This is a genomic window from Kitasatospora sp. NPDC127116 (assembly GCF_042677365.1).
Taxonomy (GTDB): Bacteria; Actinomycetota; Actinomycetes; order Streptomycetales; family Streptomycetaceae; genus Kitasatospora; species Kitasatospora lactacystinica.
Genome location: NZ_JBHXTL010000049.1, coordinates 1 through 16,732 on the forward strand (window position 1 = coordinate 1; position 16,732 = coordinate 16,732).

The window sequence follows — 16,732 nt, forward strand, 5'->3', positions numbered from 1 at the left end:
GGTTACATTCCGAACCCGGAAGCTAAGCCTTACAGCGCCGATGGTACTGCAGGGGGGACCCTGTGGGAGAGTAGGACGCCGCCGAACAATTATTCCGAAAAGCCCCTTCCCAACCGGGAAGGGGCTTTTTGCGTTACCCTCTGCCAATGCAGAACCTGACCCTGACCTGGCAGTCCGCCGGGGCCGCCGCCATCGGCCTCCACGCGGGCGCTTACGCCGCGGCGAGGGGCCGGAAGCCGGCGCTGTCCGCGCTGTTGCGGGAGGCCGGCACGCTGCTGGCGCTGTTCGCGCTCTGGCAGCTGGTCGGGCACCTCTCGGTGATGAGTACGGACCACGCGCTGGACCGCGCGAGCTGGATCCACCACACCGAGCAGGTGGTCGGGCTGCCGGACGAGGCGTCCTGGCAGCGGGCGGTCACGCCGTACCCGGTGCTGGTGAGGCTGGCGAACTACTACTACGCGGCCATGCACTTCGCGGTGATGCTGGGTGTGCTGCTCTGGGTGTTCGTGCGGCACCGCGAGCGCTACGCGTGGGTGCGCAACACGGTGGTGATCACGACCGCGGTCTGCCTGCTGGTGCAGTTCATCCCGGTGGCGCCGCCGCGGATGCTGCCGGAGAGCGGTTTCGTCGACGTGGCCGCCCAGTACGGGCAGTCGGTCTACGGCGGCGCGGTCGGCGGTGTGGTGGTGGCCGATCAGCTGTCGGCGATGCCCTCGGTGCACGTCGCCTGGTGCGTGCTGGCGGCGGTCGCGGTGATCCGGGTGTCGCGCAGTTCACTGCGATGGGTGATGGTGCTGCATCCGGTGCTGACGGTGGCCGTGGTGGTGGTGACGGCGAACCACTTCTGGTTGGACGGCATCGTGGCGGTGGTGATCCTGCTCCTCGCCTACGCCGTGCTGGCGCTGGCGGCACGCCGGCGGGGCCGGGCCTCCGCCGGGACGGAGGTCCGGCCCCGCGGCACCGCCGAGGAGCAGTTGGAGCAGGTGGGCTGACCGAGGTCGTTCCCGGTCGGCTACTTGACCGGCAGGGCGATCTTTCCCCAGGAGCCGTTGCTCAGTGCGGAGGTGGCCCAGTACCAGGCGGCGAGCCCGGAGACGGTCGCGATCCAGCCGGCGACCTTGGCCAGGCCGCCGTAGCCGCCGAAGGTGGCGATGGCGGAGAGCAGCAGGGAGACCGTCAGCAGGCCGTAGACGGCGCGGCCGAGCAGGCCCGAACCCCAGCTCGCGGCGGTGAGGGTGAGGGCGAGCAGGGCCCACAGCAGCAGGAAGAGTCCGGCGGCGTTCTTGCCCGCCCCAGCGGCCGTTGACCAGGTCGCCCAGAAGGCGCCGAGGGTGGTGAAGGCGGTTCCGGTGAAGCCCTCGCCGCCGCGGAGTTGCCAGAGGCCCGCGATGAAGAGGGTGACGCCGCCGAGGATATGGGCGAGGTGGGCCGCGTTCCCGGCTCCGGCTCCGTGCAGGATGCCGGTGGAGAGCAGGCCGTAGGCGAGCAGTGTGAGACCGAGCGCGAGGTAGCCGAGGTTACCCGCGTCGGCTCCGGTGGAGCGGGCGTTCGTTGCCCCGGAAGCGTCGTTGCTCACCGGAGGCTCCTTTCACTCTGGGCGCGCGCAGGGCGCAGTGACGCTGTGGTGTCGTCTCGATGAGTGGATGCGCGCGACCGCGCCGAAGGCGCACTGTTGTGAGTGTGCGCGGGCCGCGGTCGGAAGTGAGGGGCCATCGGAAGTGGTGGGCCAGCGGAGAGCCGCTGGTCGTGCCCCCGCCGGAGGGAATCTCCGGTGAGATCGGTCTACCCGACCCCGTTTCGCTTGTACCCTTGTGAATATAACAATTTGTGACTGCGTCAGCACGGCTTCAGCACGGCCCGGCACGGCCCGGCACGGCACCGACGCCGCGCCGGCACTCGCCGGCACGCGTCGGCCGCCGGACGCTCAGGTCTTGCGCTGGGTGGGCACCCGGAGGGTCAGGATCGCCATGTCGTCGGACGGCGGCTCCGGGGCGAAGCGTTCGACCGCACGCTGCACCCTCGCCGCGACCGCCCCGGCGGTCAGGCCGGTACAGCCGGTGAGTACCTCGGCGAGGCCGTCGTCGCCCAGCATCCGCCGGCCCTCGCGGCGTTCGGTGACCCCGTCGGTGACACAGAGCAGGACCTCGCCGGGGGCGAGCACCAGGTGCTCGGCGGTGAGGTCGAGGTCGTCCATGACGCCGAGCAGCGGCTGCGGGGTGGCGGCCCGGTCGACCTGGCCGTCGGTGCGCAGCCGCAGCGGCAGCGGGTGGCCGGCGCAGACCAGGGAGAGCTCGGTGCTGCCGTCCGGGCGGGGCGTCAGCTCGCCGTAGAGCAGTGTGAGGAAGCGGCTGCGCGAACCCTCGTCCAGGATGGCCGCGTTGAGCCGGCGCAGCACCTGCGGGGCGTCCAGGCCCTCGCGGGCGAGGAGCCGCAGCGAGTGCCGGGCCAGGCCGGTGACCGAGGCGGCCTCGGGGCCGGTGCCGCAGACGTCGCCGATGGCGAAGCCGTAGGTGCCCTCGCGGATGGTGAACAGGTCGTAGAAGTCGCCGCCGACCTCGTTGCCCTCGCCGGCCGCCTGGTAGTAGACGTCCACCTCGACGCCGGGGATCTCCGGCAGGTCCGGCGGGAGCAGGCTGCGCTGGAGGGCCTGGCTGGTGGCGGTGCGCTCGGAGTAGAGGCGGGAGTTGTCCAGGGCGAGGGCGGCCCGGCGGGAGAGGTCCTCGGCGAGTTCGAGGATCTCCTGGCGGAATCCGACGCCGGCCGGGACCCCGAGCACCAGCAGGCCGATGACGCGGTTGCGGGCGGTCAGTGCGAGGACGACGGTCTCGCCGAGCAGGCCGGCGAGCTCCGGGCCGTCGGCGAGGCCGCCCGCCTCGGCGGACTCGGCGAGGGCCGTCCAGAACCGGACGCCGTGGGCGGGGCCGGCCTCCGGTACGGGCGTCTTGTCGAGCAGGTCGCGCAGCGGGTCGATGCGGTCCTCGTCCTCGTGCAGGACGAAGGCGAGCCTGGCCGGTGAGGAGCGGTCGGCGGTGGTGTAGACGGCACACCAGGAGGCGAGGGTGGGGACGGCCATCTGGGCCATCAGCGCGAGGGTCTGCTCGTGTTCGAGGGTGCCGGCCAGCAGGTCGGAGGCCTCGACCAGGAAGGAGAGCGAGCCGCGGCGCAGCTGTTCGAGCTCGGTCAGCCGGGTGCTCTCGACGGCGAGGGCGACCCGGTCGGCGGCGAACTGCAGGCGCAGCGCGTCCTCGTTGTCGTAGCGGCCGGGCACGGCGGCGGCGATGCCCAGCGAACCGATCAGCCGGCCCTCGACCTTGAGCGGGACGGTGATCAGGGAGCGCATGCCGCTGTCGGAGAGCAGTGGCAGGCCGGTGGGCCGGGCGGAGAGGTCCTCGTGGACGGAGGGCAGCCGGGCGGAGTCGTAGCGGTTGCCGGTGCCGACCGGGAAGCGGGTGTGCCTGCGGTGTCCGGAGGTGAGGCCGGTGGCGGCGCGGACCTCGAACTCGGCCTCGTCGTCGGTGGTGAGCAGCAGGTACGCGGCGTCGCCGTCGAGCAGGTCGCGGGCGCGTTCGACGGTGCGCTGGAGCAGGGTGTCGAGGTCGTCGGTGGCGACCGGGCCGGCCAGCAGGTCGAGCCGGGGGCCGGCCGGGTCGGGGCGCTCGCCGGGCAGGGCCCGGGCGGGGGAGCGCAGCACCGCGCGGTCGGGTTCGAGGACCAGCAGGCAGAGGGTGGAGGGGACGCCCTCGGTGTCGCGCAGCCGGACCTGGACGCCGTACACCTCGACCTCCTGGCCGTCCTGGCGTCGGATGCCGTAGCCGCCCTCCCAGCGGGCCATCCGCAGGGTGTCGGTCAGGCCGAGGCCGCGGGCGGGGGACTTGGGCCAGACCGCGAGGTCGGCCCAGGCGCGGCCGAGGACGGTCGCGGCGGGGTACTGGAAGAGCGCCTCGGCGTCCGGGTTCCAGGCCAGCACCCGGCCGTCCTCGTCGAGCTGGACGACGGCGACGCGCACCGGGCCGGGGCCGCTGGGCAGATCGCTGCCGGGGGTCGCGGGAACGGCGTAGCGGGTCCCGGACACGTGTACGGGCAGTGCGAGGCGGAACCAGACGGTCTTGCGGCCGGCCGCGTACTCGACGCCCCACCGCTCCGAGAGGGCGGAGCACATCAGCAGGCCGCGACCGCCCTCGCCGTCCGGGTCGGCGTAGCGGTCGGAGCCGGTGACCGGACCGTCGCCGAGCGAGGGCAGGCCGCGCTCGGGGTGGTGGTCGGTGACCTCGATCCGGACGCTCTCCTCCTCGCGCAGGCAGCAGACCTCCGCGGCGGTGCCGGCGTGCACGACGGCGTTGGTGACGAGCTCGCTGACCAGCACGACCGCGTCGTCGACGACCTCGGGCAGGCCCCAGCCGAGCAGCGCGTCCCGGACGAACCCCCGTGCGGCGGCCGCGGACCGGCCGTCGGGATCGAAGGTGGCGGCTGCGCGCGCGGTGACCACGTTGCCACTTCTCCTCTGCTGCTCTTGCCCTGGCTGTCCGGGGTGCGGCGCCGAATCCCCGTGCGCGCCGTCGGGGTGAGCGGCGGCGCTGGGTCGGGTCGTGGCCCGGTGCAGCGCTCCACCCTACTTTCCGCTTGGTTCCCCGTGGGGACGGGGAGTCGAAACAGGCACCTGAGGGTGATTCTGCCCACCTGTTTCGGACGGTGCGGTACGAACCGAGCGCAACCGGCCGTGCACCCGGTGCCGGTGCTGCCAGACTGGGGGGTCCGCGACGGCCGGTGCGAGCAGTACGGTCGTGTGGGTGCCGGCGCGTCGCGGACCGTCGGCACGCAGCCCAGCCGGGCCGGTGCCCGGGTGCGTGCCGCACCGGCACGGTCGGTCACCGGACAGTTCACGATGTGGGAGGGGCCCGTTGAGTTCGGCCACCAAGGACGCAACCGGAACGACGCCGCCCACTGCGCGCGGTGGACGCCCCGGGGCCGTGCCGCGGAACGCGGCCGGCCGACGGGCGCCGGGCCACAATCGTGGCGCGGAGCCCGCCGAGCTGCGCAAGCTGCTGTCGGCGCTGACCGCGATGAGGGACGGCAACTTCCGCCGCCGGCTGACCGTCCCGGGGGACGGGCCGCTGGCCGAGATCGCCGCGGTGTTCAACGAGGTCGCCGAGCGCAACCAGCACCTGACCGGTGAACTGGCGAGGGTCCGGCGCGCGGTGGGCCGCGAGGGCCGGCTGAACGAGCGGCTGGAGACCGGCGCGGGCGAGGGCGCCTGGATGGCGGCGGTCGACAACTGCAACGCGCTGATCGACGACCTGGCCCGCCCGATGGCCGAGGTGGGCCGGGTGCTCACCTCGATCGCCGAGGGCGACCTGGACCAGAAGATGGAGCTGCGCTCGCTGCACAGCAACGGGGTGAGCCACCCGCTGCGCGGCGAGTACCTGAAGATCGGGCGGACCGTCAACGGGCTGGTGGACCAGCTCTCCGAGTTCACCGACGAGGTGACCCGGGTGGCCCGCGAGGTCGGTACCGAGGGCAAGCTCGGCGGCCAGGCCAAGGTCCGCAGCGTGTCCGGCAGTTGGAAGGACCTGGCGGACTCGGTCAACACCATGGCGGGCCGGCTGACCGCCCAGGTGCGCAACATCGCCCAGGTGACCACGGCGGTGGCCAAGGGCGATCTGTCCCGCAAGGTCACCGTCGAGGTGGCCGGCGAGATGCTGGAGCTGAAGAACACCGTCAACACGATGGTCGACCAGCTGAACGGGTTCGCCGCCCAGGTCACCACGGTGGCCCGGGACGTGGGGACGGAGGGCCGGCTCGGCGGGCAGGCCCAGGTGCCGGGCGTGGCCGGGGTCTGGCGGGACCTGACCGACTCGGTGAACTTCATGGCGAACAACCTGACCGGCCAGGTGCGCAACATCGCCCAGGTGACGACCGCGGTCGCCAAGGGCGACCTGTCGCAGAAGATCGAGGTGGACGCGCGCGGCGAGATGCTGGAGCTGAAGAACACCATCAACACGATGGTCGACCAGCTCTCCGGCTTCGCCGAGCAGGTGACCCGGGTGGCCCGTCAGGTGGGCACCGAGGGACGGCTCGGCGGTCAGGCGCAGGTGCCCTGGGCGGCCGGGGTCTGGCGGGACCTGACCGACAACGTCAACTTCATGGCGAACAACCTCACCGATCAGGTGCGCAACATCGCCCAGGTGACGACCGCGGTCGCCAAGGGCGACCTGTCGCAGAAGATCCAGGTGGACGCGCGCGGGGAGATCCTGGAGCTGAAGAACACCATCAACACGATGGTGGACCAGCTGGGCGCCTTCGCGGACGAGGTGACCCGGGTCGCCCGGGACGTGGGCACCGAGGGCATCCTCGGCGGCCAGGCCAGCGTGCCCGGCGTGGCCGGGATCTGGAAGGACCTGACCAACTCCGTCAACCTGATGGCCAACAACCTGACCAGCCAGGTCCGGAACATCGCCGAGGTGACCACCGCGGTCGCGCGCGGCGACGTCTCCAAGAAGATCACCGTCGACGCCCGGGGCGAGATCCTGGAGCTGGTGACGACCGTCAACACGATGGTGGACCAGCTGTCGGCGTTCGCCGACGAGGTGACCCGGGTGGCCCGCGAGGTGGGCACCGAGGGCATCCTGGGCGGTCAGGCCCGGGTGCGAGGGGTGTCGGGCATCTGGAAGGACCTGACCGACAACGTCAACTTCATGGCGTCGAACCTGACCGGACAGGTGCGCAACATCGCCGAGGTCGCCGGTGCGGTGGCCCGCGGCGACCTCTCCAAGAAGATCGCCATCGACGCCCAGGGCGAGGTGGCGGCGCTCGCCGCGACCCTCAACACCATGGTCGACCAGCTGTCCTCCTTCGCGGTGGAGGTCACCCGGGTGGCCCGCGAGGTCGGTACCGACGGCACCCTGGGCGGCCAGGCCAGCGTGCCGGGCGTGGCCGGCATCTGGAAGGACCTGACCGACAACGTCAACCAGATGGCCAACAACCTCACCGGCCAGGTGCGGAACATCGCGCTGGTGATCACCGCGGTGGCCCGCGGCGACCTCTCGCAGAAGATCGACGTCGACGCGCGCGGCGAGATCCTCCAGCTCAAGACCAACATCAACACCATGGTCGACCAGCTGTCGGCCTTCGCCGACGAGGTGACCCGGGTGGCCCGCGAGGTGGGCACCGACGGGCGGCTCGGCGGCCAGGCCCGGGTGCCCGGCGTGGACGGCACCTGGCAGGACCTCACCGAGTCGGTGAACGAGCTGGCCAACAACCTGACCCGGCAGGTGCGCGCGATCGCCCAGGTCGCCACCGCGGTCACCAGGGGCGACCTGAGCCTGCGGATCGACGTGGACGCCGCGGGCGAGCTCGACGAGCTCAAGGACAACATCAACCAGATGATCGCCAACCTGCGCGAGACCACCCGCACCAACCAGGAGCAGGACTGGCTCAAGACCAACCTGGCCCGGATCTCCGGCCTGCTCCAGGGCCGCCGGGACCTGGAGGCGGTCGCCTCGCTGATCATGACCGAGCTGACCCCGGTGGTCTCCGCCCAGCACGGAGCCTTCTTCCTCGCCCAGCCGGCCGGCCGCACCGCCGAGCTGATCACCGAGGACGACGACGAGAACGACACCGTGCTGCGCCTGATCGGCAGCTACGGCTACCAGCGGCGGGCGATGCCGACCACCTTCCGCCCCGGCGAGTCGCTGATCGGCCAGGCCGCGGTGGAGAAGCGGGCGATCATCCTCAAGGAGGCGCCGCCCGGGTACCTGAAGATCGCCTCCGGGCTCGGCGAGGCCTCCCCGGCCCACATCGTGGTGCTGCCGGTGCTGTTCGAGGGCCGGCTGCTGGGCGTGATCGAACTGGCCACCTTCAGCTCCTTCACCACCGTCGCGCTGGACTTCCTGAACCAGATCGCGGACCTCATCGGCGTCACGGTCAACACCATCAGCGTCAACACCAAGACCGAGGGCCTGCTGCTGGAGTCCCAGCGCCTCACCGCCGAACTCTCGATGCGGTCCGCCGAGTTGGAGGCCCGCCAGGAGGAACTGGAGCGCACCAACGAGGAGTTGCAGGAGAAGGCCGAGCAACTCGCCCAGCAGAACCGCGACATCGAGATCAAGAACGGCGAGATCGAAGAGGCCCGGCAGGTCCTGGAGGAGCGCGCCGAGCAGCTCGCCCTGGCCTCCCGGTACAAGAGCGAGTTCCTCGCCAACATGTCGCACGAGCTGCGCACCCCGCTCAACTCGCTGCTGATCCTGGCCAAGCTGCTCTCCGACAACAACGAGGGCAACCTCTCGCCGAAGCAGGTCGAGTTCGCCGACACCATCCACGGCGCCGGCTCCGACCTGCTCCAGCTGATCAACGACATCCTCGACCTGTCCAAGGTCGAGGCCGGCAAGATGGACGTCCGCCCGGCCCGGATCGCGCTGGTCCAGCTGGTCGACTACGTCGAGGCCACCTTCCAGCCGGTCGCGCTGGACAAGAACCTGGACTTCGCCGTCCGGGTCTCGCCCGCCCTGCCGGTCACCCTGCACACCGACGAGCAGCGGCTCCAGCAGGTGCTGCGCAACCTGATCTCCAACGCGGTGAAGTTCACCGACGCCGGAGCCGTCGACTTCTCGATCCGCCCGGCCGGCCGGGAGGTCCCGCAGGACGTGCGCGAGCGGCTGCTGGAGTCCGGCTCGATCCAGGGCCCGGACGACGAGCTGATCGCCTTCGCGGTCTCCGACACCGGCATCGGAATCCCCGGGAACAAGCTGCGCGAGATCTTCGAGGCGTTCAAGCAGGCCGACGGCACCACCAGCCGCAAGTACGGCGGCACCGGCCTCGGCCTGTCCATCAGCCGCGAGATCGCCCGGCTGCTCGGCGGCGAGATCCACGCCGAGAGCGAACTGGGCAAGGGCTCGACCTTCACGCTCTACCTGCCGCTGCGCACCGAGGCCCCGGAGGCCGTCGGCGACCCCCGCTCGACCGTGCCGGCCGGCCTGACGCCGCGCGCCTCGGTCGGGGTGACCCCGGTGGGCCTGCCGGTGCCGGTCGGCGAGAACCCGGCCGACCACTGGGCCCAGGAGGTCCGCGAGCTGGCCGAGGAGCGCCGCCGCGGCGCGGTGGAGCGCCGGCGCAGCGCCGCCCTGGAGAGCGCCGCCGGACCGCGGACGGTGGAGCCCCTCCAGCCCCGCCCGGTCAACGGCGACCGGCGCTTCGACGGCCAGCAGGTGCTGATCGTGGACGACGACGTCCGCAACGTGTTCGCGCTCACCAGCGTGCTGGAGCAGCACGGCCTGACCGTCCTGTACGCCGAGAACGGCCGCGAGGGCATCGAGATGCTGGAGCAGCACGAGAACGTGGCGCTGGTCCTGATGGACATCATGATGCCGGAGATGGACGGCTACGCGACCACCGAGGCGATCCGCCGGATGCCCCAGTTCGCGGGCCTGCCGATCATCGCGCTGACCGCCAAGGCGATGAAGGGCGACCGGGAGAAGTCGCTGCAGGCGGGTGCCACCGACCACATCACCAAGCCGGTGGAGACCGACCACCTGCTGTCGGTCATGCGCGAGTGGCTGAACGCGGACCGCGCGTGATCGCGGGGGGAGGCGTGAAGCCCCGACCGGGCCCCGGGGTTCACGTCGGCCGGTCGGCCGGTTTGCTGGCGGTCGGGCCCGGGAACCGGGTAGGGTCACCGATCGTTGCGAACAGTGACCGGATGGCGACACGCTGCTGAGCGTGCGCCGGAGCACTGGCTGCGCGCCGCCCCGGATCGGGTCACGACGGGGCGATGTGCCGGGCGAGGGGGTGCGGCTAGCATGACCGGGGTAGCGGTGGGCAGTACGCGGGTGCCTGCACCGGGCGGCAGGCAGGCGACAGGAGGGCGAGCCCTGATGCAGAAGGCCAAGATCCTCCTGGTCGACGACCGACCGGAGAACCTGCTGGCGCTGGAGGCGATCCTCTCGGCCCTGGACCAGACACTGGTCCGTGCGGCCTCGGGTGAGGAGGCACTGAAGGCGCTGCTCACCGACGACTTCGCGGTGATCCTGCTGGACGTCCAGATGCCGGGGATGGACGGCTTCGAGACCGCCGCCCACATCAAGCGCCGCGAGCGCACCCGGGACATCCCGATCATCTTCCTGACCGCGATCAACCACGGCCCGCACCACACCTTCCGCGGCTACGCGGCCGGCGCGGTGGACTACATCTCCAAGCCCTTCGACCCGTGGGTGCTGCGCGCCAAGGTCTCCGTCTTCGTCGACCTGTACGCGAAGAACTGCCAGCTGAAGGAGCAGGCCGCGCTGCTGCGCCTGCAGCTGGAGGAGGGCGGCGACGAGCGGGCCCTCGGCGGGGCGCTGCTGGGTGAGCTGTCCGCGCGGCTGGCGGCGGTCGAGGAGCAGGCGGAGGCGCTCGGCAAGCAGCTGGACGGGGGCGAGGACGCCGGGGTGGCCGCCACCGCGGCACACCTGGAGCGCAAGCTCGCCGGGCTGCGCCGGGCCCTGGACGCGATGCGTCCGGGCAGTTCCTGATCCCCTGCCGGGGTTCACCCGTCCGGGTGGTCCGGTGCGGCGACCGGGTGAATCCCGGTCAGGGTGACGGTGTGTCTGCGACACGTCCCGGCGCCCGGACTCGGGCACATGTGCAGTGGTCGTCGGCCCCGGTAGGCTGCTGACCCATGGCCACTCGCACGCCCGGGAACGCAGCACGCAAGTCGAGTCCGGGAGCGTCCGGGAAGGCCGCGGCGAAGGCCCCGGGCAAGCCGCCCGCGAAGAAGGCGGCGGCCGGGAAGGCGGCTCCCGCGAAGAAGGCGGCGGCCAAGCCGGCCGCACCCGCGCCGCCGAAGCCGTCCAGATCGGTGCTGATGGGCGCGCTCAACGCCCTGGCCAGCCCGATCGCGGCGATCTTCCGGGGCTTCGGCGACGGCGCCAAGAACCTGCATCCGGACCACCGCAAGGACGGCGTGGGACTGCTGCTGTTCGCGCTCGCGCTGGTGACCGCGGCCGGCACCTGGTTCAGCCCGCAGGGCTGGCTGGGGGAGGGGGCCACCGCCGTGGTGTCCGGGCTGTTCGGCCGGCTCGACGTGCTGGTGCCGTTCCTGCTGGCCGCGATGGCGATCAGGCTCTGGCGCCACCCGGAGCTGCCGGAGGCCAACGGACGGATCATGATCGGGCTGAGCGCGCTGCTGGTCGGCGTCCTCGGCCTGGTCCACATCGGCTGCGGCGCGCCCATGATGGGCAGCGGCGCCTCCCGGATAAGGGCGGCCGGCGGAATCATCGGCTGGGCCGCGTCCACCCCGATGATGGCCGCCGCCGGGCCGGCGCTCGCCGTGCCGCTGCTCCTGCTGCTGGCCTTCTTCGGCCTGCTGGTGGTCACCGCCACCCCGATCAACCGGATCGGCGAGCGGGTGCGGGGGATCGGCATACGGCTGGGCGTGGTCGAGCCCGGGCCGGAGGACGAGCGGTGGGGGCGCGCGCCGGAGCGCGAGCTGTCCACCGACCCGCCGGAGGACGCCGACCCCGACGCGCTGCCGTTCACCGTGGACACCGGCGGTGACGACCCCTCGGACGAGGTGGCCGCCCGCCGGCGCCGCCGCCGGCGCAAGCCCGCCGAGGAGCCGGAGGACGTCGAGCGGATCTCCCTGGACAAGGAGCCGCTGGACCCGTACGCCACCCGCGACCTCGCCGCCGGCGCGGCCGCGGACCTGGACGGCGCCCTGGTCTACGGCGTGCCCGCCTCCTCCGCGGTGGCGGACATGATGCACCAGGTGCAGGACCGCACCGCCCCGCCGGAGGAGGCCGCCGTCCCCGCCGCCCGCAGCGGCGGCCCGGGCGCGCCCGAGGAGCACGGCGCGGCGCCGGTGCGGATGGAGCAGCTGCAGTTCGGCGAGGGCGTCACCTACGCCCTGCCCTCGCTCGACCTGCTGGAGCGCGGCGGCCCGGCCAAGGCCCGCAGCGCCCTCAACGACGAGGTGGTCGCCCAGCTCACCGGCACCTTCGCCGAGTTCAAGGTGGACGCCAAGGTCACCGGCTTCACCCGGGGGCCGACGGTCACCCGCTACGAGGTCGAGCTCGGCCCGGCCGTCAAGGTGGAGCGGATCACCGCGCTCGCCAAGAACATCGCGTACGCGGTGGCCAGCCCGGACGTGCGGATCATCAGCCCGATCCCCGGAAAGTCCGCGGTCGGGATCGAGATCCCCAACCGGGACCGCGAGATGGTCAACCTCGGCGACCTGCTGCGCTCGCGCACGGCCGCCGAGGACACCCACCCGATGGTCGTCGGCATGGGCAAGGACGTCGAGGGCCACACCGTGATGGCCAACCTCGCCAAGATGCCGCACATCCTGGTGGCCGGCGCGACCGGCGCGGGCAAGTCCTCCTGCATCAACTGCCTGATCACCTCGATCCTCGCCCGGGCCACCCCGGACGAGGTGCGGATGGTGCTGGTCGACCCCAAGCGGGTAGAGCTGACCGCGTACGAGGGCATCCCGCACCTGATCACGCCGATCATCACCAACCCCAAGAAGGCCGCCGAGGCCCTCCAGTGGGTGGTGCGCGAGATGGACATGCGCTACGACGACCTCGCGGCGTTCGGCTTCCGGCACGTGGACGACTTCAACGCGGCGGTGCGGGCCGGCAAGGTCACCCCGCCGCTCGGCAGCGAGCGCGAGCTGACGCCGTACCCGTACCTGCTGGTGATCGTCGACGAGCTGGCCGACCTGATGATGGTCGCGCCGCGCGACGTCGAGGACTCGGTGGTCCGGATCACCCAGCTGGCCCGCGCGGCCGGCATCCACCTGGTGCTCGCCACCCAACGGCCCTCGGTGGACGTGGTCACCGGCCTGATCAAGGCCAACGTGCCGTCCCGGCTGGCCTTCGCGACCTCCGCGATGGCCGACTCCCGGGTCATCCTGGACCAGCCCGGCGCGGAGAAGCTGATCGGCAAGGGCGACGCGCTCTTCCTGCCGATGGGCGCCAGCAAGCCGATCCGCATGCAGGGCGCGTTCGTCACCGAGGCGGAGATCGCCAGGGTGGTGCAGCACTGCAAGGACCAGCTGACCGCCGTCTACCGGGACGACGTGACGGTCGGGGGCGGGCCGAAGAAGGAGATCGACGAGGAGATCGGCGACGACCTGGACCTGCTGATCCAGGCGGCCGAGCTGGTGGTCTCCACCCAGTTCGGCTCGACCTCGATGCTCCAGCGCAAGCTCCGGGTCGGCTTCGCGAAGGCGGGCCGGCTGATGGACCTGATGGAGTCGCGCGGGATCGTCGGTCCGAGCGAGGGCTCCAAGGCCCGCGACGTGCTGGTGAAGCCGGACGAGCTGGACGGGGTGCTGATCACCCTTCGGGGCTGACGGACGGGCCCGGTCGGGGCCCGGCCCGTGTCCTGGGCGAGGTGTCACTCGTTCGGAGGGGGGTAGGCGCCACGTGGGGAACCGAACGTGCGTACACCGCGTCACACCGCGGAAAGCGGACCCCGGGTTCCCCGCGCGGCCGCGCTGACGGCCCGTCGGCGCGGTGCCGGACCCCGGTCGGACCGGGAGTGCGCATTCGGCCCGTTCCGCTTGAGAAACGATCCGCCCACGCCCCTAGACTGTTCCCCAGCAGGTGGCCATCCGCTCGAAAGGCGTGCCCCGTGACCATCGGCAAGTCCTCCGACCGCGAGAACACCATGCCGCCCCTCGAACCGGCCGACGACGTGGTGCAGGCGGCCGATGCCCCGAGCATCGGCCGGGTGCTGTCCACCGCCCGGATCGACGCGGGGCTCACGGTGGACCAGGTGAGTACCGCCACCCGGGTCCGGGTGCCGATCGTCCATGCCGTCGAGGCGGACGACTTCGCCCGCTGCGGCGGAGACTTCTACGCCCGCGGGCACATCCGCCTGATCGCCCGGGTGGTCGGTCTGGACGGTGAGGCGCTGGTCGCCCGGTACGACGCCGCGCACGGCGGCCCGCCCGCCGCCAGGCGCCCGGCGACCCAGCTGATCGACAGCGGCCCGATCAAGGTGCCCCGCCGCGGCCGGCCGAACTGGGCGGCCGCCATGGTCGCCGCGATCGTCGCCGTGGTCGCGCTGATCGGCTTCAACCTGGTCAGCGGCACGGGCGGGCGCGGCACCACCGGCTCGGCCAGCGCGCCGCTGCCCAGCGGCTCGGGGACCGGCTCGGTGGCCCCCGCCGCCACGCCCGCCGTCCAGCCGCCGGCTCCCGTGCCCAGCGCCGCCGCGATCGCCGCCGTCCCGGCCGACAAGGTCACCGTGAAGCTGGTCGCCGAGGGCACCAGCTGGGTCTCGGCGATGGACGGCAGCGGAAAGTCGCTGTTCCAGAACAACATCAGCAACGGCCAGGACCAGACCTTCACCGACCCCCGGCAGATCAAGCTGGTGCTCGGCAACGGCGGGGCCGTGCACGCGTACGTCAACGGGAAGGACCTCGGCCTCCTCGGCAAGGACGGCCAGGTGGTGCACGTCACGTACACCCCCGGAGACCCGCAGGCTGGCTGACCACAGGGGCCGGACGGCCCGCTGATGATCAGCTGATCCGAGGCGCGCGGACTCCGGGGCCAACGGCACCGGAGCCCGCGCGTTAATCTTGGGCCTATGCCTGAACGCCGTACTGTCGCCCTTGTCACGCTCGGATGCGCCCGCAACGAGGTGGACTCCGAGGAACTCGCCGGGCGACTGGAAGCCGACGGCTGGTTGCTCGTCGACGACGCCGCCGAAGCGGACGTCGCCGTGGTCAACACCTGCGGCTTCGTCGAGGCCGCCAAGAAGGACTCCGTGGACGCCCTGCTGGAGGCCAACGACCTCAAGGGGCACGGCCGCACCCAGGCCGTCGTCGCGGTCGGCTGCATGGCCGAGCGGTACGGCAAGGAGCTCGCCGACGCGCTGCCCGAGGCCGACGGCGTGCTCGGCTTCGACGACTACACCAACATCTCCGACCGCCTGCAGACGATCCTCTCCGGCGGCCACCACGCCCCGCACCTGCCCCGCGACCGCCGCAAGCTGCTGCCGATCAGCCCGGCCGAGCGGCAGTCCGCCGCCGAGGCCGTCGCGCTGCCCGGCCACGGCGCCGAGGCCCCCGCCGAGCCGATCACCGACCTGCCGGACGGCGTCGCCCCCGCCTCCGGCCCGCGCACCCTGCGCAAGCGGCTGGACGACAACCCGGTGGCCTCGGTCAAGCTCGCCTCCGGCTGCGACCGCCGCTGCTCCTTCTGCGCCATCCCGGCCTTCCGCGGCTCCTTCATCTCCCGGCGCCCCTCCGACGTGCTGAACGAGGCCCAGTGGCTGGCCGGGCAGGGCGTGCGCGAGATCGTCCTGGTGAGCGAGAACAACACCTCGTACGGCAAGGACCTCGGCGACATCCGGCTGCTGGAGACGCTGCTCGGCGAGATCGCCGCGATCGAGGGCGTCGAGCGGGTCCGGGTCTCCTACCTCCAGCCGGCCGAGATGCGCCCGGGCCTGATCGACTCGATGACCGGGACCGCCGACGTGGTGCCCTACTTCGACCTGTCCTTCCAGCACTCGGCACCCGCCGTGCTGCGCCGGATGCGCCGCTTCGGCTCCACCGACCAGTTCCTGGAACTGCTGGGGACCATCCGCGGCAAGGCCCCGCAGGCCGGCGCCCGGTCCAACTTCATCGTCGGCTTCCCCGGTGAGACCGAGGAGGACTTCGCCGAGCTGGAGCGCTTCGTCACCCACGCCGGGCTGGACGCGATCGGCGTCTTCGGCTACTCGGACGAGGACGGCACCGAGGCCGCGACCTACGACGGCAAGCTCGCCGAGGACGTGATCGCCGACCGCCTGGACCGGCTGAGCCGGCTGGCCGAGGAGATGACCGCCCAGCGGGCCGAGCAGCGGATCGGCACCGAGGTCGAGGTGCTGATCGAGTCGATCGAGGACGGCGTGGTCGAGGGCCGCTCCGCCCACCAGGCCCCGGAGACCGACGGCCTGACCACCCTCACCGGCGTCGAGGCGCCCGGGATCGGCCAGTTCTGGCGGGCCAAGGTGGTCGCCAGCGAGGGCGTCGACCTGATCGCCGAGGCGCTGGAGCAGGTGCGACCGCCCAGGACCCCGGGCGCCGAGGTCGCGGGGGCCACGGTCTCGGGAGTCGGGGAATGACCAAGGGGCCCGTCGCCCCGGCCGCGGCCCACCCGGGCAGACCGGTGGCCGCGGCGGCGTCCGCCCCGGGGGTCTGGAACATCGCCAACGTGCTCACGATGGTCCGGGTGCTGCTGGTGCCGGTCTTCGTGGCCCTGCTGTTCGCCGACGACGGGCACAACCCCAAGTGGCGCGCGGTCGCCTGGGCGGCGTTCGCGATCGCGATGATCACCGACCTGTTCGACGGCGAGCTCGCCCGGCGCAAGGGCCTGGTCACCGACTTCGGCAAGATCGCCGACCCGATCGCCGACAAGGCGATCATGGGCTCGGCGCTGATCGGCCTCTCGGTGCTCGGCGACCTGCCCTGGTGGGTCACCGTGGTGATCCTGGCCCGCGAGCTCGGCATCACGCTGATGCGCTTCTGGGTGATCCGCTACGGCGTCATCCCGGCCAGCCGCGGCGGCAAGCTCAAGACGCTCACCCAGGGCACCGCGGTCGGCATGTACGTGCTGCCGCTGACCGGCTGGCTGGCCACCGGGCGGGCCGTGCTGATGGGCCTGGCGGTAGTGCTGACCGTCGGCACCGCGCTGGACTACATCGGACAGGCGGTGCGACTGCGCCGCGAGGGACAGGCCGCGGCCCGGGCCGGCCGCTGAGCGACGGGGGA

At 72.3% G+C, this 16,732-nt stretch carries 9 protein-coding genes and 1 rRNA gene; 8 read left to right on the forward strand and 2 right to left on the reverse strand.

Annotated features, from left to right (window positions below; translation table 11 throughout):
• Together rrf and ACFVHV_RS20665 are read left to right on the forward strand one after the other, a co-directional pair.
• Window positions 1-87 (forward strand): 5S ribosomal RNA (gene rrf / locus ACFVHV_RS20660); the annotation flags it as partial.
• Window positions 88-146: 59 nt separating this feature from the next.
• Window positions 147-992 (forward strand): phosphatase PAP2 family protein, encoded by an 846-nt coding sequence (locus ACFVHV_RS20665; protein WP_380352576.1) that lies wholly within the window; start codon window positions 147-149, stop codon window positions 990-992.
• A 20-nt stretch (window positions 993-1,012) separates the two neighbouring features.
• On the opposite strand, the gene ACFVHV_RS20670 is transcribed toward ACFVHV_RS20665, so the two are convergent.
• Both ACFVHV_RS20670 and ACFVHV_RS20675 read right to left on the reverse strand, forming a co-directional pair.
• Window positions 1,013-1,576, reverse strand: coding sequence for a GPR1/FUN34/YaaH family transporter (locus ACFVHV_RS20670; protein ID WP_380352578.1), 564 nt, complete (start codon window positions 1,574-1,576; stop codon window positions 1,013-1,015).
• A 348-nt stretch (window positions 1,577-1,924) separates the two neighbouring features.
• A complete protein-coding gene (locus ACFVHV_RS20675; RefSeq protein WP_380352580.1) occupies window positions 1,925-4,486 on the reverse strand; it encodes a SpoIIE family protein phosphatase in 2,562 nt (853 codons plus the stop codon).
• A 481-nt stretch (window positions 4,487-4,967) separates the two neighbouring features.
• Between ACFVHV_RS20675 and ACFVHV_RS20680 the strand changes: the two genes are divergently transcribed.
• The 6 genes from ACFVHV_RS20680 (at window position 4,968) to pgsA (ending at window position 16,721) form a co-directional block, all read left to right on the forward strand.
• Complete coding sequence (locus ACFVHV_RS20680) at window positions 4,968-9,569, forward strand: HAMP domain-containing protein (protein WP_380352581.1); 4,602 nt, start codon at window positions 4,968-4,970, stop codon at window positions 9,567-9,569.
• 294 nt (window positions 9,570-9,863) lie between these two features.
• Window positions 9,864-10,502: a response regulator gene (locus tag ACFVHV_RS20685; protein WP_359913916.1), complete on the forward strand. Its 639-nt coding sequence runs from the start codon at window positions 9,864-9,866 to the stop codon at window positions 10,500-10,502.
• 146 nt (window positions 10,503-10,648) lie between these two features.
• On the forward strand, window positions 10,649-13,324 hold the full coding sequence (locus tag ACFVHV_RS20690) for a DNA translocase FtsK (protein WP_359913899.1): 2,676 nt from the start codon (window positions 10,649-10,651) through the stop codon (window positions 13,322-13,324).
• Between the two features lie 281 nt (window positions 13,325-13,605).
• The gene (locus ACFVHV_RS20695) at window positions 13,606-14,469 is read left to right on the forward strand and encodes a helix-turn-helix domain-containing protein (protein WP_380352583.1); all 864 of its coding nucleotides are present in this window, start codon (window positions 13,606-13,608) and stop codon (window positions 14,467-14,469) included.
• A 96-nt stretch (window positions 14,470-14,565) separates the two neighbouring features.
• Complete coding sequence (rimO, locus tag ACFVHV_RS20700) at window positions 14,566-16,086, forward strand: 30S ribosomal protein S12 methylthiotransferase RimO (protein WP_380352585.1); 1,521 nt, start codon at window positions 14,566-14,568, stop codon at window positions 16,084-16,086.
• Entirely contained in the window at window positions 16,083-16,721 is a 639-nt protein-coding gene (pgsA, locus tag ACFVHV_RS20705; RefSeq protein ID WP_359913893.1) for a CDP-diacylglycerol--glycerol-3-phosphate 3-phosphatidyltransferase, read from the forward strand. Before rimO ends, pgsA begins: the two co-directional genes overlap by 4 nt.
• The last annotated feature ends 11 nt before the right edge of the window (window positions 16,722-16,732 follow it).

Bases quoted from the DNA above. Each gene is read 5' to 3' on its own strand.
- ACFVHV_RS20665 (WP_380352576.1), top strand. From the start codon at position 147: ATGCAGAACCTGACCCTGACCTGGCAGTCCGCCGGGGCCGCCGCCATC.
- ACFVHV_RS20690 (WP_359913899.1), top strand. From the start codon at position 10,649: ATGGCCACTCGCACGCCCGGGAACGCAGCACGCAAGTCGAGTCCGGGA.
- rimO (WP_380352585.1), top strand. From the start codon at position 14,566: ATGCCTGAACGCCGTACTGTCGCCCTTGTCACGCTCGGATGCGCCCGC.
- pgsA (WP_359913893.1), top strand. From the start codon at position 16,083: ATGACCAAGGGGCCCGTCGCCCCGGCCGCGGCCCACCCGGGCAGACCG.